This window comes from Armatimonadota bacterium (assembly GCA_031460175.1).
Classification (GTDB): domain Bacteria; phylum Sysuimicrobiota; class Sysuimicrobiia; order Sysuimicrobiales; family Sysuimicrobiaceae; genus Sysuimicrobium; species Sysuimicrobium tengchongense.
On sequence record JAVKGW010000002.1, the window covers coordinates 219,610 to 243,871 of the forward strand.

The window sequence follows — 24,262 nt, forward strand, 5'->3', positions numbered from 1 at the left end:
GCCTCGCCTGGTGCGGGGAGGAATCCCAAGAGCAAAAGAGGCGCACAGCCGAGCACCGTGCGCCCCAGCGCTTTGATCCACCCGGAGGCTCTACCGGTCCGCGTCCGACCCCGCAGGCGCGCCCTCAGATTTCCCTTCCCCCTTCTCCTTGGGCTCGGATCGCGACGCCTCGTTGCCGCCCGAGGACCGCCCGTAATCCGTACGGTAAAACCCGGAGCCCCGGAACACGAGGCCCACGGATCCGTACGCCTTCCGGCTGGGTGCGCCGCAGACCGGGCACGGCTCCGGAGGAGCCCCCACCGGTTGGATGCGCTCGAAGTGGTGTCCGCAGTGCGTACAGCGGTACTCGTAGAGCGGCACCTCCGTCACCTCCGGAGCCTCATTCTCCGGAATCGCGGCCCCCCCGTCAACGCCTCTCACAGCATGGCGTACTTCCCCGCCACGAGGTCCTGCACGAGCTGGGGGAGGCGGAGGAGCTCCCGCTCCATGATCTCCCGGATCTGCCGGAACGCCCGGCCCTTTTGCACGCCCCGCGCGAGGATCACCTGGGCCGCGGCCACCCGCGGGCGGTGGATGGGCTCCCCGATCTGGCTCGCGAGCCACACGTAGCACTCCCGGACGCCCCTCACCTCCTCGTGCACCTTCTGGGCCATCTGGTGGGCCAGCACGGTGTAGATCTTCCCCACGTGGGAGACGGGGTTCTTGCCCGCGGCCGCCTCCGTGCCCATGGGCCGGTTCAGGGCGATGACCCCGTTCACCTTGTTCCCCCGACCCACCTGCCCGCTGTCCCCGCCCTCCGCGGACGTCCCGGTGACGGTGAGGTACATCCCGCCCAGGCCCCGACCCGGCTGGTCCGCGTTGTTGATGGTGAGCTTCACCTCCAGGGGGCACCGGCTTCGGACGAATTCCAGGACCGCCTCCTGCATGTGGGCCTTCCGTCGGAAGTAGGTGGCCTCGCTGTCCACGAACCGGTCCACGAAGGCCACGGCCACGGTGAGGTGCAGGGTGGATCCGATCCGGATTCCCATCACCTTGATGTCCTCCCCTGCCTCCGGGAAGGTCCGCTTGAACTCCGGGCTGTTCATGTAACGCTCCACCTCCAGCACCGCCTGCTCCGTGACGGTGAGAGGGGCATAGCCTACGGCCGCGGAGGTGTCGTTCGCCCCGATCTCCTCCCGATGGAAGATGTCCACGAGCTCCGGAGAGCCCGGGCGCAGGAGGCTCTCATAGCGCACGTGTCGGTCTGGATCCACGAACCGCAGGTGCTCCCGGATCCACCGCTTCGCGGTGGCGATGGCAATCTCGTGCACGGGGATCTCCACGTCCTGAAGCCGGAAGGTGGCCCGGTCGCCGAAGATGAGGCGCATGGGCTCCCGGACCTCTCCCCCCCCGAGGCGAACCTCCGCCTCCCCGGCCACCAGGAGGGCTTTGTCGATGTTGTGGTGCAGGATGGCGCCTGTGCGTTCCAGATACGCCCGGCAGAGCTCCACGGAGACCTGTTCCATGATGGCGTCACAGATGGAGTCCGGGTGCCCGACCCCCTTCCGCTCCACCAGCTCCATCTGGTGCTCGGAGACCGGAGGACCGGGAAGCGACTCCACAAGGATGCGATCCGTCATCTTCACCCCTCCCGCGTCTGAGGTCTCTGATCATCCGGATCTGCGGGGACGACGGGCGAACACCCGGATGCACACCAGGCCCGCCACGAACCCTCCGATGTGCGCCCAGAAAGCCACGCCCCCGCCGAACTCGCTCCGCACACCCAGGGACGCGATCCCATACACCAGCTGCAGGAGGAACCACATGGGGAGGAAGAGGAGGGCGGGGACCTCCATCAGCTGCAGGAAGAACCCTAGGGGAACCAAGGCCAGGATCCGGGCTCGGGGATAGAGCACCAGATACCCGCCCAGCACCCCTGCGATGGCCCCGCTCGCTCCCACCATGGGCACCCGGGAGGCGGGCTGGATGAGGATCTGGGCAAAGGCGGCCGCAAGCCCGCACAGCACGTAGAACACCAGGAACCCCACGTGGCCCGTGGCGTCCTCCACGTTGTTCCCGAAGATCCACAGGTACAGCATGTTCCCCACCAGGTGCAGCCAACCCCCGTGGAGGAACATGGAGGTGAAGAGGGTATAGTAGGGCGGGTCCGGACCCAGGAGCTTCGCGGGCACGAGGCCGTACGTCTCGAAGAGGGCCTGGATCTCCTCGGGAGATCCCAGGCCCACGGTGTACAGGAACACGAGGAGGTTCGTCCCCAGGAGGGTGAGCATCATAACCGGGGTTCGCCGGCCGGGAACGCTGTCACGGAGCGGGATCACCGGACTTCTCCCCTAGGAGGACATCCAGCGGGCCTGGTGGACTCCGTCTGCCTCGAGGAGGGCGGCCAGCAACCGGCCGCGGTCCACCTCCGGTGGAGTCCGCACGGTAAAGGTGAGGTGCACGAGGCCATCCGTGCCCTGCACCACCTCCGCGCCGAGGACCGTGGCCCGGTGGCGGGCGAGGAGGCCGAAGAGGTCCGCGAGCCGGCCGGGCCGGTCCTGCACGGCTACCTGGAGCACCCCGGTGCTCCCCCGTCGCAGCAGGCGGGCGTCAATCCGGGGGAAGAGGTGGAGGATGACCACCACCGCCAGGGTGCCGAGGATGGCGGGAAGGTACAGCCCGGTTCCCACCGCCATCCCGATGGCGGCCACGGTCCAGAGGCTCGCCGCGGTCGTCAGCCCCCCAACCCCCACGCCGTGACGCCAGATGGTCCCCGCGCCCAGAAAACCGATGCCCACCACCACGTTCGCCGCGATGCGGGTGGGGTCCGCCCCGCTTCCCCGGAACCCGTAGCCGCTGATGAGGGTGAACAGGGTGGCTCCCAGGGCGACCAGGATGTGGGTACGGAAGCCCGCGGGCTTCTCCAGGGCTTCCCGTTCCAGCCCCACCACGCCGCCCAGCAGGACCGCCAGTCCAAGACGCAGGACCACCTCCAGGGTCTCGACCACGTCCCTCCTCTGCCCCTAGAACCCAGTGCCGCCAGCCCATCGTAGAATGTCCCGATAGGTGAGCACAAGGATGAGCAGGAGGAGGAGGGCGAACCCCACGAGGTGCGCGTAGCCCTCCCGCCGGGGATCCACCGCCCGGCGCCGTACCGCCTCCACGAGGAGGAACGCGAGTCGCCCTCCGTCGAGGGCGGGAAAGGGCAGGAGGTTGAAGAAGCCCACCATCACGCTGAGGAAAGCGGTCATGAAGAGGTAGGAATCGAGCCCCGTCCGGGCCGCGTCGCCCAGGAGGCGCACCGCCCCGACAGGTCCTGCGAGCCCCTCGAGGAAGGTCCCAGTGGCCACCAGGTGGACGACTCCCACCACGATGTCCCGCATGAACCGCACGGTCTGCCCCGTGGCCCAGACGAGAGCGGAGAGAGGGTGATGGCGCTGCCGGAGGACCCCCGGCGTGATGCCGATGGCCCCTACCCGCAGCCGGGGCTCCAGCTGCGGCGTGACGGTCACCTCGAACACCCGCCCCTCCCGCTCCACCCGGAGCCGGAGGGGCCGTCCGGGGCTCCGGTGGATGGTCTGCACCATCTGCTCCCCGCTGCGGACCTCCTCCCCGTTGATGGCCACGATCCGGTCCCCCACCCGCAGTCCCACCCGCTCCGCGGGCCATCCGGGCCGGACCTCCGTGATCTCGTTCGTCACCCCTGCGGGCAGGCCCCACACGGAGACCACCAGCCCCAGCAGGAGCACGGCCAGCAGGAAGTTCATCAGGGGCCCGGCCGCCACCACCAGCATCCGCTGACCCACCCGCTTTGACCGGAAGGAGCCGGGGCCTGTCTCCTCCTCGAAGTCCTCGCCCGCCAGACGCACGTATCCCCCGAAGGGGAAGAGGTTGATCCGGTAGGTGGTCTCCCCCCTGCGGAACCGCACCAGCGCCGGTCCGAAACCGATGGCAAACCCCTGCACCACCACTCCCACCCATCGGGCCGCGAGGAAGTGTCCCAGCTCGTGTGCCAGGATCATGAGTCCGAACGCGAACACCGCGAGCGCGATCGTCATCAAAGCCCCCTCACCAGCGCCCGGGCCCAGCGGTCTGCCTCCAGGATCTCCTCCAGGGAGGGATCCGGGACGGGATCGTGTAGGTCCAGGGCCAGCCGTACCGCCTTCGGGATCTCCACGAACGCCATCTCCCGCCTTAGGAACCGCTCCACCGCCACCTCGTTCGCCGCATTCAGCACCGCAGGGGCCGTTCCCCCTCGTCCCAGGGCCTCGTACGCGTAGCCGAGGCACGGAAACCGTCGGGGGTCCGGCGGCTCAAAGGTGAGCGCCTGAGGACGGCTCCAGTCCATTCGAGCATACGACACGCCCACCCGATCGGGGTAGGTGAAGGCGTACTGGATGAAAAGCCGCATATCCGGGGGACTGAGGTGGACGAGGGTGGTCCCGTCCACGAGTTCCACCATGCCGTGCACCACGCTCTGGGGATGGATCACCACCTGGATCCGGTCTGGGGGGAGGTCGAACAGCCACCGGGCCTCGATGACCTCCAAGCCCTTGTTCATGAGGGTGGCGCTGTCCACGGTGACCTTCGGTCCCATCCGCCAGGTGGGGTGCTGCAGGGCTTCCTCCGGGGTGACGGTACGGAGGGAGGAGAGGGGCCGCCGCAGGAAGGGGCCTCCGGAAGCGGTGAGCACCACCCTGGCCACGGTGCCGGGGTCCCGCCCTTCCAGGACCTGGAAGATGGCGCTGTGCTCCCCGTCCACGGGAATCAGGCGAACCCCCCGGGCCGCCACCGCCCGACGGATCAGGTGACCCGCGGCCACCAGGGTCTCCTTGTTGGCAAGCGCCACGTCGTGCCCGGCCTCGATGGCGCTCAGGGTCGGACGCAGACCCGCGATGCCGCTGAGGGCCACGAGCACGAGATCCGCCTCCGGCCACCCGGCGAGCCACTCCATGGCCCCCTCCCCCACCTGGAAAGCACCCCGGAACTCCGGCACGTAGGCCCTGAAGGCCTGCGCGGCCCCGGGATCGCTGAGGGCCACCGCCTCCGGTTGGAAACGCCGCACCTGCTCCCCGAGGGTCTCCGCGTCCCGCCGGGCTCCCAGCCCCGTGATCCGCACCCGGTCCGGGATGGCCTCCGCCACCTCGAGGGCCTGGCGGCCGATGGAACCGGTGGAACCCAGGATCACCACGCGCTTCGGGTTCACAGGGCCCCCGTCCAGGTGGCGAAGACGTAGTAGCCCACCACGGCCGCGAAAAGCACGCCGTCAAACCGATCCAAGAACCCCCCGTGCCCGGGGAGGATGGTACCGGAGTCCTTCACCCGGGCCTCACGTTTCAGGGCGGATTCCCACAGGTCTCCCGCCACGGCCGCGGTGCTGCAGAGGGCTCCGGCCACCGCGGCCATGCCGGGCGGGATCCCGAACCCCATCCCCACGGCGAGGGCCCCCAACACCCCGCACACCACGCCCGCGGTGGCTCCCTCCACGGTTTTGTTCGGACTCACCTGGGGGAGGAGCTTACGCCGGCCCAGCCATCGGCCCACGAAATAGGCGGCCGCGTCCGTGGCCCACACGGTTCCGAACACGAGGAAGGTGAACGCCATCCCCTGCCGGAGCTGCCGGAGCAGCAGCAGGTGGGTGGCGAAATAGCCCACGTACAGGACCCCCAGGATGGTGCCCGCGGCGTTGGCCAAAGCCCGTCCGCGGTTCGGACTGAGCTGGGTGGAGAGGACGTACAGCACCACCGCCGCGAGGACCGCGAGTACCCCCCGTCGCTCCCCCAGGTACGCGAGGACCGCCAGGGCAACCCCCGCCACCACCCCCACCGCCCGGCTCGGCGCGTACCCCGCGAGGTCCACGAGGGTGTAGAACTCCCAGAGCCCCAACACGATGAGCGCCGCCACCAGGACCAGCAGGACCTCCCCCCCCAGCCATACCCCCACCACGATGATGGGGATGCCGGTCAGCGCGGTAAGGAGTCGTCGGCCTAGCATCCCGAACCGGGCGCGCCATCGAACTCCGCGGGATCGAGGCCACCGTACCGACGCACCCGCCGCTGGTAGTCCCGGATGGCCGCCACGAGGGTCTCCCGATCGAATTCCGGCCACAAGACGGGCGTGAAGTACAGCTCCGTGTATGCACACTGCCAGATGAGGAAGTTGCTCAACCGTCGCTCTCCCGCGGTCCGGATGATGAGGTCGGGATCCGGGAGGGGGTGGGTCTGGAGGTGCCGGGCCACCACCGCCTCGTCCACCTCCTCGGGCCGGAGCCGGCCCGAGGCGATGGCCACCGCGATCTTCCGGACCGCCCCCGTGATCTCCGCCCGCCCTCCGTAGTTCAACGCTCCCACCAGCACGAGGGCGTCGTTGTGTCGGGTGGCCTCCTCCGCATACTGGATGGCCTCCTGGAGGCTCGGGGGAAACCGGGTGCGATCGCCGATGATGCGAACCTGAACTCCCTGCGCAGCGAGTTCCGGGGTCTCCTCCCGCAGGACCTGCTCGTAAAGGGCGCACAGGGCTTCGATCTCCTCCCGGGGACGCCGCCAGTTCTCCGTGCTGAAGGCGTACAGGGTCAGAATCCGAAGTCCCAGCTCCCGCGCCGCACGGACCGTGCGACGGATGGCCTCCCGGCCCGCCCGGTGTCCCTCGATCCGGTGGAGCCCCCGGGCCTTGGCCCACCGGCCGTTTCCGTCCATGATGATGGCCACATGGTGGGGGATGCGGCGGGGATCCAGTCCCAGACTCCGGAGGACGGATCCACGATCCGGGAGAGAGGTCGGGTCAGCGCGAGACGCGGTGGCCACCTCAGCGGCCTTCGGGTGCCGGAGGAAGCCGCTCATACCACTCCCAGCTCACCACGAGCTCCACCACACCCTCCCGGAGGCGCTGGCGGATCACCCGCTGGCATCCCACTCCCCGTCCCGCCCGGGGCGGAGCGGTCTGCTTGACCTCCACCCTCCATCCCTCGGCCTCCAGCTCAGCCCGGGCCTGGTCCAGGGGATATCCCAGCACGTCCCGCACCCTAGACCTCCAGGATCTCCGCCTCCTTGCGTTGGAGGAGGGCGTCAATCTCCTCGATGAACCGGTCCGTGAGTCTCTGGAGCTCTTCTTGGGCACGCCGGGCTTCGTCCTCCGAGATCTCCCCCTCGTCCTCCAGCTCCTCGATGGTCTCCCTGGCCTCCCGACGGATGTTCCGGATGGCCACACGCCCCTCCTCTGCCAGCTTTCGGGCCAGCCTCACGAGATCCTGTCGTCGCTCCTCCGTGAGGGGCGGGATCGGCACCCGCAGGACGTTTCCGTCCGAGGTGGGATGGAGGCCGAGGTCGCTCTGCATGAGGGCCTTCTCGATGTTCCGCAGGGCGGACCGGTCCCAGGGCTGGATGACGAGCAACCGCGGTTCCGGAGCGGTGATGGTGGCCAGCTGGTTGAGGGGGACGGGGGTGCCGTAGTACTCTACCCGAATGTGCTCCACCAGCCCCGGATGCGCCCGGCCCGTGCGCAGCCCTGCCAGCTCCCGGCGAGTGGCTTCCACCGACTTCTGCATCCGCTGGCGGGCATCCGCCAGAACCTCCTGGATCACGGCACCCCTCCGATCAGGGTCCCCACGTGCTCCCCCCGCACGATGCGCTCCACGTTGCCCGGCTCCGTCAGCCGGAACACCCAGATGTCCATGTTGTTGTCCATACACAAGGATACCGCGGTGGCGTCCACCACCTGCTGGATCCCCCGGTTGAGGAACTCCAGGTAGGTCAGCCGATCCAGCAGCACCGCATCGGGGTAGAGCGCCGGGTCCTTGTCGTAGACCCCGGCCACCCCCTTCTTCGCCATGAGCACGGCCCCCGCCTCGATCTCGATGGCCCGCAGGGCCGCGGCGGTGTCCGTGGTGAAGTAAGGGTTCCCCGTGCCCGCGGCGAACAGCACCACCCGCCCCTTTTCGAGGTGCCGGATGGCCCGGCGCCGGATGTAGGGTTCCGCGATCTCGTGCATGGCGATGGCGCTCTGCACCCGGGTGGCGAGCCCCTCGCCCTCCAGGATCTCCTGGAGGGCGAGGGCATTGATGACCGTGGCCAGCATCCCCATGTAGTCCGCGGTGACCTTCTCGATGCCCAGCCGACGGCTCAGGTCCCCGCCCCGGACGATGTTCCCACCCCCCACCACCAGGGCCACCTGGACGCCCAGCTCGTGAACGGCCTTCACCTCCCGCGCCACCAGCTCCAGGACCCGGGGATCCAGGATCTCCCGGCCGTTCCCGCTCAGCTCCTCCCCGCTCAGCTTGAGGACGATGCGCCGGTAGCGCAGGTCCGCCATGGCAGGCCCGTTCCTACGAGGCCTCCCCCACCCGGAACCGGCAGAAGCGCCGGACCACGATGTTCTCCCCTGTCCTCGCCACCACCTCCGCGATCACGTCCGAGACCTTCCGCTTCTCATCCCGGATGAAGGGCTGCTCCAGCAACACCACGCCCTCAATCCACTTCTCCACCTTCCCTTCCACCGCCCGTTCCAGGGCCTGAGGGGGCTTTCCCGCCATGGTCTCCTGGAGCTGGCTCCGGGCGATCTCGCGTTCCCGCTCCAGCTCCTCGGGAGGGATCTGGTCCCGGGAGATGTACTTCGGGTCCGTGGCCGCCACCTGCATGGCCAGGTCCCGGACCAAACGCCGGAATTCCTCCGTGCGGGCCACGAAGTCCGTCTCGCAGTTCACCTCGATGAGCACCCCCAGCACGCCGTTCCCGTGGATGTAAGCGTCCACCACGCCTTGGGCCGCCGAGCGGCCCGACCGCTTCGCGGCGGCCGCGAGCCCCCGGGACCGCAGGATCTCGATGGCCCGCTCCAGGTCCCCCTGCGCCTCCACCAGGGCCTGACGGCAGTCCAGCACACCGGCACCCGTACGGGCCCGGAGTTCCCGGATGGCCTCCATGGAGACTTCCTGGTTCCTCCCGCTCACAGATCCTCATCCTCCTCGAGGTCAAAGGCTTCCTCCATCTCCGACTCCAGATCGAAGGTCTCCATCTCCTCCAAGGACTCGGCCGCCACGGGCTCCTCCGCGGGCACGGGCACCGCGGGCGGCACCGCCACCGCCTCCTCTCCCAGCAGCTTCCGCCGTTCCTCCACGCCCTCCAGGCAGGCGTCCGCCATCTTGCTGGTCACCAGCCGCACGGCTCGGATGGCATCGTCGTTTCCGGGAATCGGGTAATCCACCTCGTCCGGATCCGCGTTGGTGTCCACGATGGCCACGATGGGAATGCGCAGCTTCCGCGCCTCCGCCACCGCGATGTGCTCCTTCCGGGTGTCCACCACATACACCGCACCCGGCAGCTTGGGCATGTTCTTGATCCCGCCCAGGTACTTCTCCAGGCGTTCCAGCTCCTCCAGGAGCCGCACCTGCTCCTTTTTGGGCAGGAGCTCGAGCTCTCCCAAGTGCCTTCGCATCTCCAGCTCCCGCAGGCGATCCACCCGGCGGCGAATGGTCTGGAAGTTGGTCAACAACCCCCCCAGCCACCGCTGGTTCACATAGGGCTGACCCGCCCGCGTGGCCTCCTCCCGGATGGCATCCTGGGCCTGCTTCTTCGTGCCCACGAACAGCACCTGATCCCCGGCCGCGGTGACGCTGCGCACGAACCGGTAGGCCTCTTCCAAAAGCGGCAGGGTCTTCTGAAGGTCGATGATGTGGATCCCGTTGCGCTCCGTGAAGATGAAGCGGGCCATCTTGGGGTTCCACCGGCGGGTCTGGTGCCCGAAGTGGACCCCGGCCTCCAAGAGCTGCTTCATGGTAACGACCGACATCCTCTCTCCCTGCCTCCTCCGCCCGCACGTGCGCGGGGTTCTCGAGTCCCTGGGCTCTCGCCGAAGACACAACAGGCCCTGGGCGGGCCCACGCGCCCGCGGTAGTATACCAGACCCATTTCCGGTCCGGAAGCGTGGGCCCCGGGGGACCATCCCCCGGATCCGGATCTTCAGCGGCCGGACCGGCCGTGCTCCAGCGCCTCCCGCAGGAAGGGATTGAGGATCTTGATGTAGGTTCCCTTCATCCCCAGGGAGCGGGATTGGATGACGCGGGCGCTCTCCAGCTTGCGCAGGGCGTTCACGATCACGGACCGGGTGATGCCCGCCCGGTCCGCCACCCGGCTTGCGACCACGATGCCCTCGGCATCCCCCAGCTCCTGGAGGATGTGGCGGATGGCCTCCAGCTCCGAGTACGAGAGGGCTCCAAGGGCCGTCCGGACCTGCTCTGCGGCCTGGGGTTCGAGAAGGGCACGGCTTTCCACCACCAGCACGTGGAGGGCCAGTACCGCCGCCCCGTACCCCACGAGCCCCTCCTCCTCCGGCCGGAAGGCCTCTTTTCGAAGCAGCAGGAGGGTCCCGACCCGACGGCCGGAGGCCTGCAGAGGAAAAGCCAGCAACGCGTTCTCCCCTCCATCCAGGGCCTCGAGGAGGGGACCGGACCGGAGGTTGACCGCGGGCTCCGTCAGCTCCTCCAGGGCCTGCATCGCGGCGGGCGGCAGCCCCGCGCCCTCCTCCAGGGGACGGGGCAGGACTCCGCACGTGGCGAAGACCTTCCCTTCCGCGTCCAGGAGCACCCCCGCGCTTCGGGTGGCCTCGCCCAGGATGGTCAGAACTTCCCGGGCACTTGCCCGTCCCACTTCCCTGCCGATCGCCTGGGCGATCCGCCTCGCGCTCTCCAGGAGTACGTCCTTCAAGCCTCCTCCATGGGCGCTCCCCTCGGGGCCGCGTCTGTAATTTTACCATAAATTAGGAAGTTACAGGATGTAGCGGCTCAAGTCCCGATCCTGCAGCACGTCCGCGAGCCGGGCCCGGACATACGCGGCGTCAACGACCACCTTCCGCGGGCCTTCGGGACCGGCGAAGGAGATCTCCTCCGTGACCTTCTCCAGCACGGTGTGCAGCCGCCGGGCACCGATGTCTTCCGTGTGCTCGTTGATCCACGCGGCGATGTGGGCCATCTCCCGCACCGCGTCCGGGGTAAAGGTGACCTCCACCCCCTCCGTCCGCATGAGGGCCACGTACTGCTTGAGGAGGGCGTTCTGGGGCTCCGTGAGGATGCGGACGAAGTCCTCCTCCGTGAGGCGTTCCAGCTCCACCCGGATGGGCAGCCGACCCTGGAGCTCCGGGATGAGGTCCGAAGGCTTGCTCCCGTGAAAGGCCCCCGCGCAGATGAACAGGATGTGGTCCGTGCGTACAGGTCCGTACTTGGTGGAGACCGTGCAGCCCTCGATGATGGGCAGTAGATCCCGCTGCACGCCCTCCCGGGAGACGTCGGGCCCTACGGTGGATCCGGAGCTCGCGATCTTATCGATCTCGTCGATGAACACGATTCCCAGCTCCTCCGCCCGCCGCACCCCCTCCCGCTGCACCTCTTCCTGGTCCACGAGCTTGGCGGCCTCCTCCTGGGCGAAGATCCGCAGGCCCTCCGCCACGGTGACCCGACGACGCTTGCGCCGTTTGGGAAGCAGGCCTCCCAGCAGGTCCTGCACGTTGATGCCCATCTCCTCCACGCCCTGGGCACCGATGATCTCCACCACGGGGATCCCCCCCTCCTCCACCTCGATCTCCACCACCTCCCGGTCCAGCTCTCCCCGCACCAGGCGCGGCCGCAGCGCCTCCCGGCGGGCCCTTGCGGCCTCCACCTCCCGATCATAGGACTCGCCCGGACCCGCCGGACCCCGCCCGCCGAAGAGGATCTCGAAGGGGTTCTGGGCTCCCGGGCGAACGGGGTCCGGAGCCAGCACGTGCAACATCCGTTCCTGCGCCAGGCGCCAAGCCTCCTCCTGCACCGCGCTCAACCGCTCCGTGCGTACCATCTGGACGGAGACCTCTACCAGGTCCCGGATGATGGCGTCCACGTCGCGACCCACGTAGCCCACCTCGGTGAACTTCGTGGCCTCCACCTTCACAAAGGGGGCCCGCACGAGGTGGGCCAGTCGCCGGGCGATCTCGGTCTTCCCCACCCCCGTGGGCCCGATCATGAGGATGTTCTTGGGGATCACCTCACGGCGCAAGGGGTCCGGGAGGAGGGCCCGGCGGTACCGGTTCCGGAGGGCGATGGCCACGGCCCGCTTGGCCGCCCGCTGCCCCACGATGTACTTGTCCAGCTCCTCCACGATCCGCCGGGGCGTGAGCTCCCGCATGGACTCCAGGAGGACATCTTCCGGCCTCACGGTAGGGTCTCCACGGTGATCTCCGCGTTCGTGAAGATACAGATCTCCGCGGTGATCCGCATGGCCTCCCGGGCGATCTCCGCCGCGGAGAGGTCCGTGTGACGCGCCAAGGCCCGGGCCGCGGCGAGGGCATAGGGACCTCCGGAGCCCACCGCGGCGATCCCGTCATCCGGTTCCACCACGTTGCCGTCTCCGGAGAGGACGAAGAGGTGCTCCCGGTCGCACACCACCAGCAGGGCTTCCAGGCGCCGCAGGACCCGATCCGTGCGCCACTCCTTCGCAAGCTCCACCGCGGCCCTCGGGAGGTTCCCGCGGTATTCCTGGAGCTTCGCCTCGAACTTCTCGAACAGGGTGAGCCCGTCCGCCGCGCTCCCCGCGAACCCTGCCAGCACTCGGTCCCCCACCCGCCGCACCTTCACCGCCCGGTGTTTGAGCACAGTCTCCCCCAGGGTGACCTGCCCGTCACCCGCCACTGCAGCCTCTCCCCGTCGGCAGATGCCGAGGATGGTGGTGCCCCAGAACCTCATGCCCTGGGATGCGATCGGTCGTACACCTCCTTCAGCCGGGCTCGGGAGAGGTGGGTGTAGATCTGAGTGGTGGCCAGGTTCGCGTGGCCCAGCAGCTCCTGGACGACTCGGAGGTCGGCCCCGCCCTCCAACAGATGGGTGGCGAAGGTATGGCGGAAGGTGTGGGGACTGGCCCGCCATCCCCACCGCCGCGCTACCCAGCACTGCACCAGCCACTGCAGCCCCCGCACGGAGAGGGGTCGACCCCGGACGCTGACGAAGAGGGCCTCCTCCTGTCCCCGCACGAGCCGCGGCCGGCCCTGCCGGAGGTAGGCGTCCAGGCTCGCCCGCGCGGCCTCCGTGAGGAGCACCACCCGTTCCCTCCCGCCCTTGCCCACCACCCGCAGCTCCCGCCCTCCCTGCTGGACATCCTGCACCCGCAGGCCCACCACCTCGGAAGCGCGCAGCCCGCTCCCGTAGAGGAGCTCCAACAGGGCCCGATCCCGAAGGCCCACAGGACCCGGCCGCACGGGCGAGGCGAGCAAGTTCCGCATCTGCTCGAGGGTGAGGCAATGCGGGAGCCGGCGGGCCGTCTTGGGGGTCCGGACGGTGCGGGCGGGATTGGCGGGAAGGCGCCCTGCCCGGACGAGGAACCTACACAGTCCCCGCAGGGCGCTGAGTTCGCGGGCCACGGTGGCGCGGGACACCCGTTGGCTTCTGCGCGCGAGGTACCGGCGCAGCAGGGTCGGCGAGAGCTCCTCCCACCGGGAGAGGCCCTCCTCCTGGAGGAATCGCGCCACCTCCGAAAGGTCCCGGGCATAGGCCCGCTGGGTATGGGGAGAGACCCCCTGCTCCGCCACGAGCGCCTCCAGGAAGCGGGCGATGTCCACCGCTAGGGGTGAGCCATCGCGGCTTCCTGGACGCGGGACGGGACCACGGTGGTGGCGCACTCGGGATTCAGGCATCGCAGTTCCACCTCCCCCCGCCGGGTCCGCTTCTCCGCCATGGGGTAGCCGCACGCGGGGCACCGCACGTCCTGCGGCCGGTCCCAGGAGGTGAAGGTGCAGGCAGGGTAGTTCACACATCCGTAGAATAGCCGACCCCGGCGGCTGCGGCGCTCCACGATCTCTCCCCCGCACCGGGGGCATCGGACGCCGATCCCCACCGGCCGGGTGTAGGTGCACGCGGGGTAGCGGGTGCACGCGATGAACTCCCCGAAGCGGCCCTGCTTACGCACGAGGGGAGAGCTGCATTGCGGACAGCTCTCGCCCGTGGGCTCGGGGCGCAGCTCCACCTCCTCGATGAGCTGCTCCGCGCGCCGGAGGTCCTGCTCGAAGGGCTCGTAGAAGGCTCGGACCACCCCCACCCAGTCCGCCTTGCCCTCCTCGATGCGGTCCAGGCTGCTCTCCAGACGGGCCGTGAACTCCACGTCCACCACGTTGGGAAAGTGGGTGGTGAGCAACTGGTTCACGAGCCGACCCAGGGGCGTGGGCACCAGCCGCTTCTGCTCCGTGCGCACGTATCCTCGTCTCTTGAGGATCTCCAGGGTCGGTGCATAGGTGGAGGGCCGACCGATGCCCTTCTCCTCCAGGGCCTTCACCAGGGTGGCCTCCGTGTAGCGCGGGGGCGGGGTGGTGAAGTGCTGCTGAGGACGGAGGTCCAACAGCTCCAGTTCCTCCCCCACCGCGAGAGCAGGCAGCCAGGTTCCCTCCTCCTGGTCCTCCCGGTACACCGCGAGGAACCCGGGGAACTTCAGCCGCTGCCCCGTGGCCCGGAAGAGGTAGGGACCGGCCGCGATGTCCACGGAGAGGGTGTCGAAGAGGGCGGAGCTCATCTGACTCGCCACGAACCGGTCCCAGATCAGCTTGTAGAGCTTGAACTGATCGGGCCGCAGGTACGGCCGTACCCGATCCGGTGTGCGGGCGACGGAGGTCGGCCGGATGGCCTCGTGCGCGTCCTGCGCGGACCGCTTGGCCGCGTAGCGGCGGGGGACCGGAGGGACGTAGTCGGGCCCGTACCGCTCCTGGACGTACGCCCGTGCCTCCGCCACCGCGCTCTCGGCCACCCGCACGGAATCCGTGCGCATGTAGGTGATGAGGCCCACGGTCCCCTCCTCCCCCAGGTCCAGCCCCTCGTAGAGCTGCTGCGCGATGGCCATGGTGCGGGCGACGGTGTACCCCAGCCGGCGGTAGGCCTCCTGCTGGAGGGTGCTGGTGGTGAACGGGGGGGCAGGGTGGCGCTGTTGGTCACGCCGACGTACCTCCACCACCCGGTACGTGGCTCCCTCCAGATCCGCAAGCACGGCCCGCACGGCCTCCTCGTTGGCGAGCTCCACCCGTTCCTCCCCCCGGCTGTGGAGCCGGGCCTCGAAGGAATCCCCGTCCTGTGGTTTGCGGAGGAGGGCGGAGAGGCTCCAGTACTCCTGAGGCACGAAGGCCTCGATCTCTGCCTCCCGCTCGCACACCAACCGCAGGGCCACGGACTGCACCCGCCCCGCGCTGAGCCCGCTGCGGACCTTGCGCCAAAGGAGCGGACTCAGCTTGTACCCCACCAGCCGGTCCAGGATCCGACGGGCCTGCTGAGCCGCCACCAGGTTCAGGTTGATGTCCCGGGGGTTGTCCAGGGCCCTCCGCACCGCCTCCGGGGTCACCTCGTGGAACTCGATCCGGCGGATGTTGCGGTTCACCTCCTCCAACAGCTGCTGGAGGTGCCAACTGATGGCCTCCCCCTCCCGATCGGGATCCTGGGCGAGGTAGACGGCCCGGGCCCGCTTGGCCGACTCCCGCAGCTCCCGGAGGATGGGTCCCTTGCCCTTGATCACGATGTAGTGGGGCCGGAAGCCGTCCGCGATGTCCACGCCGAGTCGGGACTTGGGGAGGTCCCGGACGTGCCCCATGGAGGCGAGGACCTCATACCGGCGGTCCAGCATCCTCTTCAGGGTACGCGCCTTCGCGGGCGACTCCACCACGATCAGGCTTTTTGCCCTCGTCAACTTCTCCCCTCCCCTCCGGGAGTCCCGCTCGCGCCTCATGGTAGCACAGGGCGTCAACCCGGGAGGCGGCGTACAATGGGTCTGGGATGGCGGAACCTTCGCTCCCGCCCGAGACCCTGGAGGCTTTCGGGGGAGATCCCCTCCGGGCCCTGGTGTTCTACGAGAAGTATGCCCTTCGGGATCTGGAGGATCGGGTCCTGGAGACCCGCCCTGAGGCCATGTGGCTCCGGGTGGCCCGGGAGCTGGCGAGCGTGGAGCCGGATCCGGAGCGGAAGGCTTCCTGGGAACGGGCGTTCTACTGGCTCCTGGAGGACTTCAAGTTCCTCCCGGGGGGGCGCATCCTGCACGGGGCGGGGAACCCCCGCAAGGTCACCCTCATCAACTGCTACGTGGAGGCCATTCAGGGGGACAGCCTGGAGGCCATCTTCGCCGCGGTGCAGAACTGTGCCCGCACCTATAGTCGCGGGGGTGGGGTGGGCACGGACATCTCGCCCCTGCGGCCCCGGGGCGCTCCCGTGCACAACGCGGCCCGGGTGAGCACGGGAGCCGTGAGCTTCATGGAGCTGTTTTCCCTCACCACGGGCATCATCGGACAGGCGGGCCGGCGCGGCGCGCTCATGATCACCATCGCGGACCACCACCCGGACGTGTTGGAGTTCTGCAGGGTCAAGCGGGATCTGGCGAGCGTCCGGTTCGCGAACATCAGCGTGCGGCTCAGCGACGCCTTCCTGCGGGCCGTGGAACGGGACGAGCCCTGGCGTCTGTGGTTCGAGGGGCCGGAGGTGGGCCGGATCGAGCGGGTGATCCCCGCCCGGCAGCTGTGGCAGGAGCTCGTGCAGGGAGCCCGGGACTGGGCGGAGCCCGGGGTACTTTTCTGGGACACGGTGCTGCGTCTGAGCACCTCCAACTACGGAGGGATGGCCCCCGTGACCACGAACCCATGCGGCGAGGAGCCCCTGGAGCACGGAGGGTCATGCGATCTGGGCTCCCTGAACCTGGTGTGGTTCGTGCAGGACCCCTTCACCCCGCAGGCCCGGCTGGACTTCGACACCCTGGGACGCGCGGTGGAGGTGGGCGTGCGGCTGCTGGACAACGTGCACGACTACAATCGGGGTCGGCACGCCCTCCCCCATCAGGAGGAGGCTTCCCTCCGGGCCCGCCGGATCGGGCTCGGGATCACGGGGCTCGCGGATGCCCTCATCCTGTTGGGACTCCGGTACGACAGCGACGAGGGCATCGCCTTTGCGGAGCGGGTCATGCGCTTCGTCAAGGAACGGGCATACCGGGCCAGCATCGCCCTCGCGCAGGAGAAGGGCCCGTTCCCGGCCTTCGACCCCCACCGGCACCTGGATTCCCCGTTCTTCCGCGACTTCCCGGAGGACATCCTGGAGGGGATCCGCAAGCACGGACTGCGGAACGTGAGCCTCCTCACCATCCCGCCCGTGGGAAGCGGGTCCGCCATGGCCGGGGTCAGCAACGGGCTCGAACCCGTCTTCGCCCTCAGCTACGTGCGGCGCAGCGAATCCCTCTCGCGGCAGAGCTTCCGCGTGCTCCATCCCGTGGTGGCCCGATACCTCGAGGTGGCGGGACAAGGCCTGGACCCCACGGAACTAGAAGGCACGGAGGACCCGGAAGGGTATCTCGCGGAGCGGCTCCCCCCGTACTTCGTCACCGCGCACCGCGTGGATCCCCTGAGGCGGGTGGAGATGCAGGCGGCCCTCCAGCGCCACATCGACCAGAGCATCAGCAGCACCATCAACCTCCCCCGCACCACCCCTGTGGAGACCGTGGAGCGCATCTACCTCCACGCATGGCGCATGGGGCTGAAGGGCGTAAGCGTCTACCGGGAAGGGTCCCGGGAGGGGATCCTGCTGACCCCGGAGGAGGCAAGGCGCAGCTCCATCACACTCCTCCGGGATCGCGTGCAGACCTTGGCCCGGCAGGCCCTGCCGGATCTCCAGGTGGGAGAGGAACGGCCGCCGGAGGAGCAGATCGAGGCGGTGGTGCGGGCCCTGGTGGAGCGGGTGCGGGGGAGGGGCTCGGAAGGGGAGGGGTTGTTGCAGGAACGGCCGGAGCGGCTAGAAGGGCCCACCTACCGCATCCCCACGCCCTTCGGCACCGCCTTCGTCACCATCACGGAGCACGGGGGGGAGCCCTTCGAGGTCTTCGGCCGGCTCGGGAAGGCGGGAAGCGACGCGGAGGCGGACGCGGAGGCCATCGGCCGGCTTTGCAGCATCCTGCTGCGGCTGCGGGGTCCCGGGAGCGGGCTGGAGCGGCTGCAGCTCATCGTGGACCAACTGGAAGGGATCGGCGGGTCCCGCTGGCTGGGCTACGGAGCGGAACGGGTTCGCAGCATCCCGGACGCCTTCGCCCTGGCCCTCAAGAAGTACCTCGCGGACCGGGGGGTACGGCGGGAGGAGGGGCATCTTGCGCCTTCCGCGGAGGCGCGGGGGTTTGCCAACCTCTGCCCCCGCTGCCAGCGGTGGGAGCTCGTGACCGTGGGCGGGTGCACGGTATGCACCCACTGCGGGTTCCGGGAGTGCTAACGGGCCCGCCCGTACCGGCCTCCCGCAAGCCGCCGCACGACCCCCCGGACCTCCAGGGCGACCAGGAGGGCGGCCACCACGGCCGGAGACCGGCCCGTGGCCCGTACCAGCTCGTCGAGGTATCGGGGTTCCTCCAGGAGGTTCACCAGGGCGGCCTCCGCGTCTGAAAGCGGTGCTGTGGGCCCGCGCGAGCCCCGGGGAAGCCCCAGGACGGAGAGCACGTCCTCCGCGGACTCTGCGAGGTGCGCGCCTTCCCGCAGCAGCTGATGCGGTCCCCGGCTTCGGGGGTTCAGCACACAGCCGGGGACCGCGAACACCTCCCGTCCCAGATCCAGGGCAAACTCCGCGGTGAGGAGGGCTCCGCTCCGCTCCCGGGCCTCCACCACCACCACGGCCCGGCCGAGCGCGGCGAGAATCCGGTTTCGGGCCGGGAAGTGGTGCCGGAGCGGTGGGGTACCCGGTGGGTACTCGGAGAGGACCGCGCCGTGTTCCGCGATCTGCTCCAGGAGATCCGCGTGTTCCGCGGGCCAGATCCGGTCGATCCCACACCCGAGGACGGCCACGGTCAGGCCATCCCCCTCGAGCGCTCCCCGGTGCGCGGCGGCGTCGATTCCCCGGGCGAGCCCGCTCACCACGCAGACCCCAGCCGCGGCGAGGTCCGCGGAAAGCCGGCGGGCCACCTCCAGGCCGTCCGGGGAGGGCCGGCGGGTCCCCACCACGGCCACGCGGCAAGCCTCTGGAAGGCTTCCCCGGACGTACAGGGCGAGGGGTGGGTCCGAAAGCGAGCGGAGGAGATCCGGGTACTCGGGATCCGCGAGGGTGACGAGTCGGGCCCCCAGGGCCTCCGCCTCGGTGAGGAACGCTTGTGGATCATGGGCGGCGCAGAAGGCCGCGATCCGCTCCGCAGCCCGTTCCGTGACGAATTCCGCCAGTACGTCCCGGGGGGACCGCACGACCGCGGCGGGAGATCCCAGGGCCCCGAGGAGGCGGTGCTTGGTGCGGGGTGGGATCCCGGGCACGGCGTTGAGCAGGATGCAGGCCTCCCGGTCCGTCAAGGCCACCCCCCTACAGCACCCGCCGGTCCAGCACCCGGTACTGGATGGCCTCCGCGAGATGGGCGGGCGTGATGCGCTCGGACGCTTCCAGGTCCGCGATGGTGCGGGCCACCCGGAGGACGCGGTCGCACGCGCGGGCGGAAAGCCCCAGGCGCTCGATGGCGGTGCGCAGGAGCGCCTTGCCCGCCTCGTCCAGCCCGCACACCCTCCGCACCATCCCGGGAGGCATCTGGGCGTTCGTGCGGTACGGTGTCCCACGGAGCCGCTCCTGCTGGATGCGCCGGGCCCGGACCACCCGCTCCCGGATGACCCCGGAGCCCTCTCCCGGACGCTCCTCCAGCAGAGCGTGCGGCGCAAGTCGCGGAACCTCCACGTGCAGATCGATGCGGTCCAGGAGCGGGCCGGAGACCTTGGCCTGGTAGCGACGCACCTGGCTCGGCGTGCAGGTGCACTCCCGCACCCGATCGCCCAGGTGCCCGCAGGGACATGGATTCATGGCGCAGACCAGCAGGAAGGCCGCGGGGAAGGTTACCGTGGCCGCGGCCCGGGCTAGGGTCACCCGGCCCTCCTCGATGGGCTGGCGCAGGGCCTCCAACACGTCCCGGTGGAACTCCGGAAGCTCGTCCAGAAAGAGCACCCCTCGGTGGGCCAGGCTCACTTCCCCCGGACGCGGAACCGTCCCACCGCCGAGGAGGGCGGCGGCGCTCGCGCTATGATGGGGAGCCCGGAAGGGCGGCCGCCGGAGAAGGGTGCCCCGGGCCGGAAGCATTCCCGCCACGCTGTAGATGCGGGTTACCTCCACCGCCTCCTCCCACTCGAGGGGGGGAAGGATGGTGCTGAGCCGGCGAGCCAGCATGGTTTTGCCGGACCCGGGAGGCCCCACCAGCAGCACGTTGTGCCCGCCCGCGGCCGCGATCTCCAGGGCTCTCCGGGCGTGCTCCTGGCCCCGGACCTCCGCGAAATCCACCTCGTCCGCGGGTTCTTCCCCCTCCGTCCCGTTGCGCTGCACCGGCCGGAGGTTGAGCTCGCCGGCCAGAAACTGCACCGCCTCCAGGAGGTGGGAGACCCCGTAGACCTCCAGTCCCGGGACGATGGCGGCCTCCATAGCGTTCTCCGCGGGCACGAGGATGCGCCGCAGGCCCATCCGGGAGGCCACCAGGGCCGCGGAGAGGACGCCGGTGATCGGCCGCACGCTCCCGTCTAGACCCAGCTCGCCCAGCATCGCGGTCCCGTGGGAGGCCTCCCGCGGGAGCTGTCCCGTGGCCACCAGGATCCCCACGGCCATGGGAAGATCGAACCCGGGACCCTCCTTGCGCACATCCGCGGGCGCCAGGTTCACGGTGATGCGGCGGGCGGGAACCTCGTAGCTCGCGTTCTTGAGGGCGGCCCGCACCCGTTCCTTGGCCTCCTGGATCGCGGCGTCCGGAAGCCCCACGATGGTGAAGCCCGGAAGCCCCGTGGCCACATCTACCTGCACGGCCACGGGATAGGCCTCCAGCCCGAACACCGACGCGGAGACGACCTGCGCCAGCATGCGCGCCTCCTCAGAGATCCTTCCGCGGGAGTGAACGCGGGCGGAGCCGGATTTTCGGGCCGGAATCCTCCGCAGGTCAATGGTCGGGGACGATGCGGGTTCCCGCCTCCCCCTGTACCGCCCGTACCACCTCTTCCGTGGCGGCGATCACCGCTTCCTTACCCACCCGCCTCCCGAGGGCCCGGGCCTCCTCCTCGGAAGAGGTCCCGGACGTTAGAAGGCGCGCTCCAGCGCCTCCGCGGAGCGGTGAGCGCCGCGATCTGCTCCGCGGGACTCCGGAGGGTGGCCTGCTCTGCCTCCACGGAGACGTCTCCTCCTTCCCGCAGGAGGGCGTTCCCGCCCGGGGCCAGCACCGCGAATCCCGCCACACCCTCTCCTTCTGCGCCTTCCGGTGCGTCCCCTCTTCGGCGCGGTATACTGGCCTGAGATCCCGGAGGGAGGATGGAGTGCGGTTCCGGGTGGTGCAGTACGGGTTAGGCGCCATCGGGCTCGGCATCGCCCGGATCCTCCTCGAGCGCCCGGAGGTGGAGCTGGTGGGCGCCGTGGACGTGGCGCCCGAGAAGGTGGGGCGCGACCTGGGAGAACTCCTCGGCACGGCCGAGGTGGGTGTCCGGGTGAGCGCGGATGGTGCCATCGCGGAGCAGGCCGACGTGGTCCTCCACGCCACCCACTCGCACCTCGCTCAGGTGGCGCCGCAGATCCTGGAACTGGTCCAAGCGGGGGCCAACGTGATCTCCACCTGCGAGGAGCTGGCGTATCCCTGGTTCCACCACGCCCGGGAGGCGGAGCGGCTGGACGAGGCCGCCCGCGCCCGCGGGGTCACGGTGACCGGGGTCGGGGTAAATCCGGGCTTCGTGATGGACCTCCTTCCCGTGGTGCTCACCGCGGCGTGTGTCAAGGTAGGGTCCGTCCAGGTGGAGCGGCGGGTGGACGTATCCCGCCGGCGGGAAGCCCTCCGGCGCAAGGCCGGGGTAGGGCTCTCGGAGGAGGAGTTCTGGAGCGGGATCGCGGAAGGCAGGGTGGGACACGTAGGCCTCCCGGAATCCGTGGCGCTCATCGGCGCGGCGCTGGGCTGGCCGCTGGAGATCATCGCGGACCACGTGGAGCCCGTGCGCGTCCCCGGTCTTCCGGGGGTGGCCGGGGTGCACCAGGTGGCGAGGGGTCTGGTGGACGGGGAGGAGCGCATCCGGCTGGAGCTCACCCTCGCCCTGGGCCTGACCCCCGTGGATCGGATCCGGATTCAGGGGGAGCCTCCCATCGAATTGGAGATTCCCGGCGGCCTCCACGGGGATGTGGCCACCTGCGCCCTCGCGGTGAACACCATCCCCATCGTGGCCCAGGCTCCCCCCGGGCTCCGCACCGTCCTCGACCTCCCGCCCATCCGATATACGGGTTCGGCCCCGCCCGCCTTCTAGCGACCTGGGTCCCGGGGACCACCGGTGGGCATGGGAAGGGGACCGCGGGCCTGCTCGTAGGCCCGGGCCACCCGGAGGAGCACCGCCTCCTGGAAGGGGGGACCCACCAACTGCAGCCCCACGGGGAGGCCCGCCACGAACCCGCACGGGACGGAGAGGGCAGGGAACCCGAGGGCGTTGAAGGGGTTGGTGAACCGGGTGAGGAGCGCGCGGGTGTTGTAGGGTTTCCCCGCGAGGTACGTGGTCTCCTCCTTCAAGGGTGGAGCGGGAACGGGAACCGTGGGGGAAACCAACACGTCCACCCGGGGGAACACCTCCTGCAGGAAGCGGCGGATCAAGGCGCGGCGCACGGATCTCGCGCGTACGTAGCGCTCGCCCGCGAGGGCCAATCCCACCAGCAGCCGCTCCCGCACGTCCTGGCCGTAGGCGTGGGGGGTTTCCCGCAGGGTCTGTAAGTGCCCCGTGCTCGCCTCCACCATGAGGAGGGCCGTGGCCACCGCGGAGGCCACCTCCAGCCCGTCCACCTGCACCTCTTCCACGTTCGCCCCCAGGTGCTGGAGGGTTTCCACCGCGGCCTCGACCGCGCGGGCCACCTCCGCATCCAGCGCGTCCTCGAAAAAGGTCCGGAGCACCCCCACCCGCACGCCCCGGATCCTCGCGCTCCTCCCCCAGGGAGTTCCGGTCAGCACCTCCAGGAGGAGGGCCACGTCGTCCACGGTACGGGCCATGGGACCCACGTGATCCAGGGACCACGAGAGGGGGTAGACGCCGTGCGTGGGCAAAAGCCCGTACGTGGGTTTGAGGCCCACGATGCCGCAAAGGGCCGCAGGGATCCGGATGGATCCCCCGGTATCCGTCCCCAGGGACCCGTAGACGCACCCGGTGGCCAGCGCCACCCCGCTCCCACCGCTGGAGCCGCCGGGCGTGCGCCCGGGATCCCACGGGTTGCGGGCAGGGCCGAAGTGTGGGTTCTCGTTGGACACCCCGTAGGCCCACTCGTGCAGGTGCGTCCTCCCCACGAACACAACCCCCGCCCCCCGCAGCCGGGCCGTCACCTGGGCGTCCTCCCTGGCCACCACGTCCCGGCGGAGGATGGATCCGCAGGTCCACGGGGCGCCCTCCTGGGCGATGAGGTCCTTGAGGGCGACGGGGATCCCGTGTAGCGGCCCCCACCACGCCCCCCGCACGGCCGCCTCCTCCGCCTCCCGGGCCCGCCGCAGGGCGGTCTCCGGGTCCACGGAGAGGAAGGCCCCCAGGGTGGGATTGATCCCCTCGATGCGCTCGACAGCGGCCTCCACCACCTCCCGCGGGGAGATCCTCCGATGGCGGATGGCCTGGGCCACGTGCACCAGGGAAAGGCTCAGGGGATCCTCCGGAGGGTGAGGAGGCTCTCTCGACAATCCCTCCACGATGCTCCCGAGCCGGTTCCGCGGCGCGCAAGCGAACTCCGCCCAATCCAGGTCCGCGGGTGGATCGTGGGCCTCCACCCACTCCAGAGGCTCCAGGCGGCGCAGGACTGCCCGGAGCTGCGCTGCGGCGCGCTCTTCATCCTCGGGTGAGACCCGCAGGCCGTACCGCCGCAGGGTCTCGCGGACCAGCTGGGCCTCCGTCACGATCGCAGCTCCGCGGTATCCAGCAGGATGGTGACGGGCCCCTCGTTGAGGATCTCCACCCGCATCACGGCGCCGAACACCCCCGTCCGCACGGGCACGCCGAACGCCCGCAGGGTCTCGTTGAAGACCTCGTACAGTCCTCGGGCGACCTCCGGGGGAGCCGCCTCCACGAACCCGGGACGGTTGCCCCTGCGCACGTCCCCGTACAGGGTGAACTGGGAGACGGAGAGCACGGAGCCGCCCACCTCCCGCACAGACCGGTTCAGCTTCCCGCCCTCGTCCGGGAAGACCCGCAGCTGCGCCACCTTCCGGGCAAGGTACCGGGCCTCCTCCTCCGTGTCCCGAACGTGCACGCCCACCAGCACCACGAGCCCCGGGCCGATCTCCGCCACGAGCTCCTCCCCGATCCGAACCGCGCCCCGCGAGACCCGCTGCACCACCGCCCGCAT

At 69.9% G+C, this 24,262-nt stretch carries 25 protein-coding genes; 2 read left to right on the plus strand and 23 right to left on the minus strand.

The genetic code is table 11. From position 1 onward, the window contains the following. Positions 1-90 precede the first annotated feature (90 nt). The 18 genes from QN206_03815 to topA form a co-directional block, all read right to left on the minus strand. A complete protein-coding gene (locus QN206_03815) occupies positions 91-369 on the minus strand; it encodes a zinc ribbon domain-containing protein (protein ID MDR7613931.1) in 279 nt (92 codons plus the stop codon). 47 nt (positions 370-416) lie between these two features. Beyond that, complete coding sequence (locus QN206_03820) at positions 417-1,619, minus strand: methionine adenosyltransferase (GenBank protein ID MDR7613932.1); 1,203 nt, start codon at positions 1,617-1,619, stop codon at positions 417-419. A gap of 30 nt (positions 1,620-1,649) precedes the next feature. Continuing rightward, a complete protein-coding gene (locus QN206_03825) occupies positions 1,650-2,318 on the minus strand; it encodes a rhomboid family intramembrane serine protease (protein ID MDR7613933.1) in 669 nt (222 codons plus the stop codon). A 12-nt stretch (positions 2,319-2,330) separates the two neighbouring features. Further along, positions 2,331-2,987 carry an MgtC/SapB family protein gene (locus tag QN206_03830; GenBank protein ID MDR7613934.1) on the minus strand — a complete coding sequence of 219 codons (657 nt, stop codon included), beginning with the start codon at positions 2,985-2,987 and terminating at the stop codon, positions 2,331-2,333. Between the two features lie 15 nt (positions 2,988-3,002). Beyond that, the gene (rseP, locus tag QN206_03835) at positions 3,003-4,037 is read right to left on the minus strand and encodes an RIP metalloprotease RseP (protein ID MDR7613935.1); all 1,035 of its coding nucleotides are present in this window, start codon (positions 4,035-4,037) and stop codon (positions 3,003-3,005) included. Next, positions 4,037-5,185 carry a 1-deoxy-D-xylulose-5-phosphate reductoisomerase gene (locus QN206_03840; GenBank protein ID MDR7613936.1) on the minus strand — a complete coding sequence of 383 codons (1,149 nt, stop codon included), beginning with the start codon at positions 5,183-5,185 and terminating at the stop codon, positions 4,037-4,039. The genes rseP and QN206_03840 overlap by 1 nt, the downstream gene beginning before the upstream one ends. Then, positions 5,182-5,973: a phosphatidate cytidylyltransferase gene (locus QN206_03845; protein ID MDR7613937.1), complete on the minus strand. Its 792-nt coding sequence runs from the start codon at positions 5,971-5,973 to the stop codon at positions 5,182-5,184. Before QN206_03845 ends, QN206_03840 begins: the two co-directional genes overlap by 4 nt. Continuing rightward, positions 5,967-6,782: an isoprenyl transferase gene (locus QN206_03850; protein MDR7613938.1), complete on the minus strand. Its 816-nt coding sequence runs from the start codon at positions 6,780-6,782 to the stop codon at positions 5,967-5,969. The genes QN206_03845 and QN206_03850 overlap by 7 nt, the downstream gene beginning before the upstream one ends. A gap of 1 nt (position 6,783) precedes the next feature. After that, on the minus strand, positions 6,784-6,999 hold the full coding sequence (locus QN206_03855; GenBank protein ID MDR7613939.1) for a PASTA domain-containing protein: 216 nt from the start codon (positions 6,997-6,999) through the stop codon (positions 6,784-6,786). A 1-nt stretch (position 7,000) separates the two neighbouring features. Further along, positions 7,001-7,558 carry a ribosome recycling factor gene (gene frr / locus QN206_03860; GenBank protein ID MDR7613940.1) on the minus strand — a complete coding sequence of 186 codons (558 nt, stop codon included), beginning with the start codon at positions 7,556-7,558 and terminating at the stop codon, positions 7,001-7,003. After that, positions 7,555-8,286, minus strand: coding sequence for a UMP kinase (gene pyrH / locus QN206_03865; GenBank protein ID MDR7613941.1), 732 nt, complete (start codon positions 8,284-8,286; stop codon positions 7,555-7,557). Before pyrH ends, frr begins: the two co-directional genes overlap by 4 nt. Positions 8,287-8,299: 13 nt before the next feature. Then, positions 8,300-8,893 (minus strand): translation elongation factor Ts, encoded by a 594-nt coding sequence (gene tsf, locus QN206_03870; GenBank protein MDR7613942.1) that lies wholly within the window; start codon positions 8,891-8,893, stop codon positions 8,300-8,302. A 23-nt stretch (positions 8,894-8,916) separates the two neighbouring features. After that, positions 8,917-9,759 carry a 30S ribosomal protein S2 gene (gene rpsB, locus QN206_03875; GenBank protein ID MDR7613943.1) on the minus strand — a complete coding sequence of 281 codons (843 nt, stop codon included), beginning with the start codon at positions 9,757-9,759 and terminating at the stop codon, positions 8,917-8,919. A 170-nt stretch (positions 9,760-9,929) separates the two neighbouring features. Continuing rightward, positions 9,930-10,673, minus strand: a complete 744-nt coding sequence (locus QN206_03880; protein ID MDR7613944.1) for a GTP-sensing pleiotropic transcriptional regulator CodY — start codon at positions 10,671-10,673, stop codon at positions 9,930-9,932. A 60-nt stretch (positions 10,674-10,733) separates the two neighbouring features. Then, a complete protein-coding gene (hslU, locus tag QN206_03885) occupies positions 10,734-12,122 on the minus strand; it encodes an ATP-dependent protease ATPase subunit HslU (protein MDR7613945.1) in 1,389 nt (462 codons plus the stop codon). A gap of 26 nt (positions 12,123-12,148) precedes the next feature. Further along, on the minus strand, positions 12,149-12,679 hold the full coding sequence (gene hslV, locus QN206_03890) for an ATP-dependent protease subunit HslV (GenBank protein ID MDR7613946.1): 531 nt from the start codon (positions 12,677-12,679) through the stop codon (positions 12,149-12,151). Then, positions 12,676-13,623 carry a tyrosine recombinase XerC gene (locus tag QN206_03895; GenBank protein ID MDR7613947.1) on the minus strand — a complete coding sequence of 316 codons (948 nt, stop codon included), beginning with the start codon at positions 13,621-13,623 and terminating at the stop codon, positions 12,676-12,678. Before QN206_03895 ends, hslV begins: the two co-directional genes overlap by 4 nt. After that, on the minus strand, positions 13,551-15,650 hold the full coding sequence (topA, locus tag QN206_03900) for a type I DNA topoisomerase (protein ID MDR7613948.1): 2,100 nt from the start codon (positions 15,648-15,650) through the stop codon (positions 13,551-13,553). Before topA ends, QN206_03895 begins: the two co-directional genes overlap by 73 nt. Positions 15,651-15,736: 86 nt before the next feature. Between topA and QN206_03905 the strand changes: the two genes are divergently transcribed. After that, the gene (locus QN206_03905) at positions 15,737-18,196 is read left to right on the plus strand and encodes an adenosylcobalamin-dependent ribonucleoside-diphosphate reductase (protein MDR7613949.1); all 2,460 of its coding nucleotides are present in this window, start codon (positions 15,737-15,739) and stop codon (positions 18,194-18,196) included. On the opposite strand, the gene dprA is transcribed toward QN206_03905, so the two are convergent. The 3 genes from dprA to QN206_03920 form a co-directional block, all read right to left on the minus strand. Continuing rightward, positions 18,193-19,251: a DNA-processing protein DprA gene (gene dprA, locus QN206_03910; protein MDR7613950.1), complete on the minus strand. Its 1,059-nt coding sequence runs from the start codon at positions 19,249-19,251 to the stop codon at positions 18,193-18,195. The two genes, QN206_03905 and dprA, sit on opposite strands and share 4 nt — an antisense overlap. Before the next feature lie 10 nt (positions 19,252-19,261). Beyond that, complete coding sequence (locus tag QN206_03915) at positions 19,262-20,785, minus strand: YifB family Mg chelatase-like AAA ATPase (protein MDR7613951.1); 1,524 nt, start codon at positions 20,783-20,785, stop codon at positions 19,262-19,264. 158 nt (positions 20,786-20,943) lie between these two features. Next, positions 20,944-21,153, minus strand: a complete 210-nt coding sequence (locus tag QN206_03920) for a hypothetical protein (protein MDR7613952.1) — start codon at positions 21,151-21,153, stop codon at positions 20,944-20,946. A gap of 78 nt (positions 21,154-21,231) precedes the next feature. Here QN206_03920 and QN206_03925 point away from each other — a divergent pair, with 78 nt between their 5' ends. Continuing rightward, entirely contained in the window at positions 21,232-22,200 is a 969-nt protein-coding gene (locus tag QN206_03925; GenBank protein ID MDR7613953.1) for a dihydrodipicolinate reductase, read from the plus strand. On the opposite strand, the gene QN206_03930 is transcribed toward QN206_03925, so the two are convergent. Both QN206_03930 and dtd read right to left on the minus strand, forming a co-directional pair. Next, complete coding sequence (locus tag QN206_03930; protein ID MDR7613954.1) at positions 22,197-23,813, minus strand: amidase; 1,617 nt, start codon at positions 23,811-23,813, stop codon at positions 22,197-22,199. The two genes, QN206_03925 and QN206_03930, sit on opposite strands and share 4 nt — an antisense overlap. Then, on the minus strand, positions 23,810-24,262 hold the full coding sequence (gene dtd / locus QN206_03935; GenBank protein ID MDR7613955.1) for a D-aminoacyl-tRNA deacylase: 453 nt from the start codon (positions 24,260-24,262) through the stop codon (positions 23,810-23,812). Before dtd ends, QN206_03930 begins: the two co-directional genes overlap by 4 nt.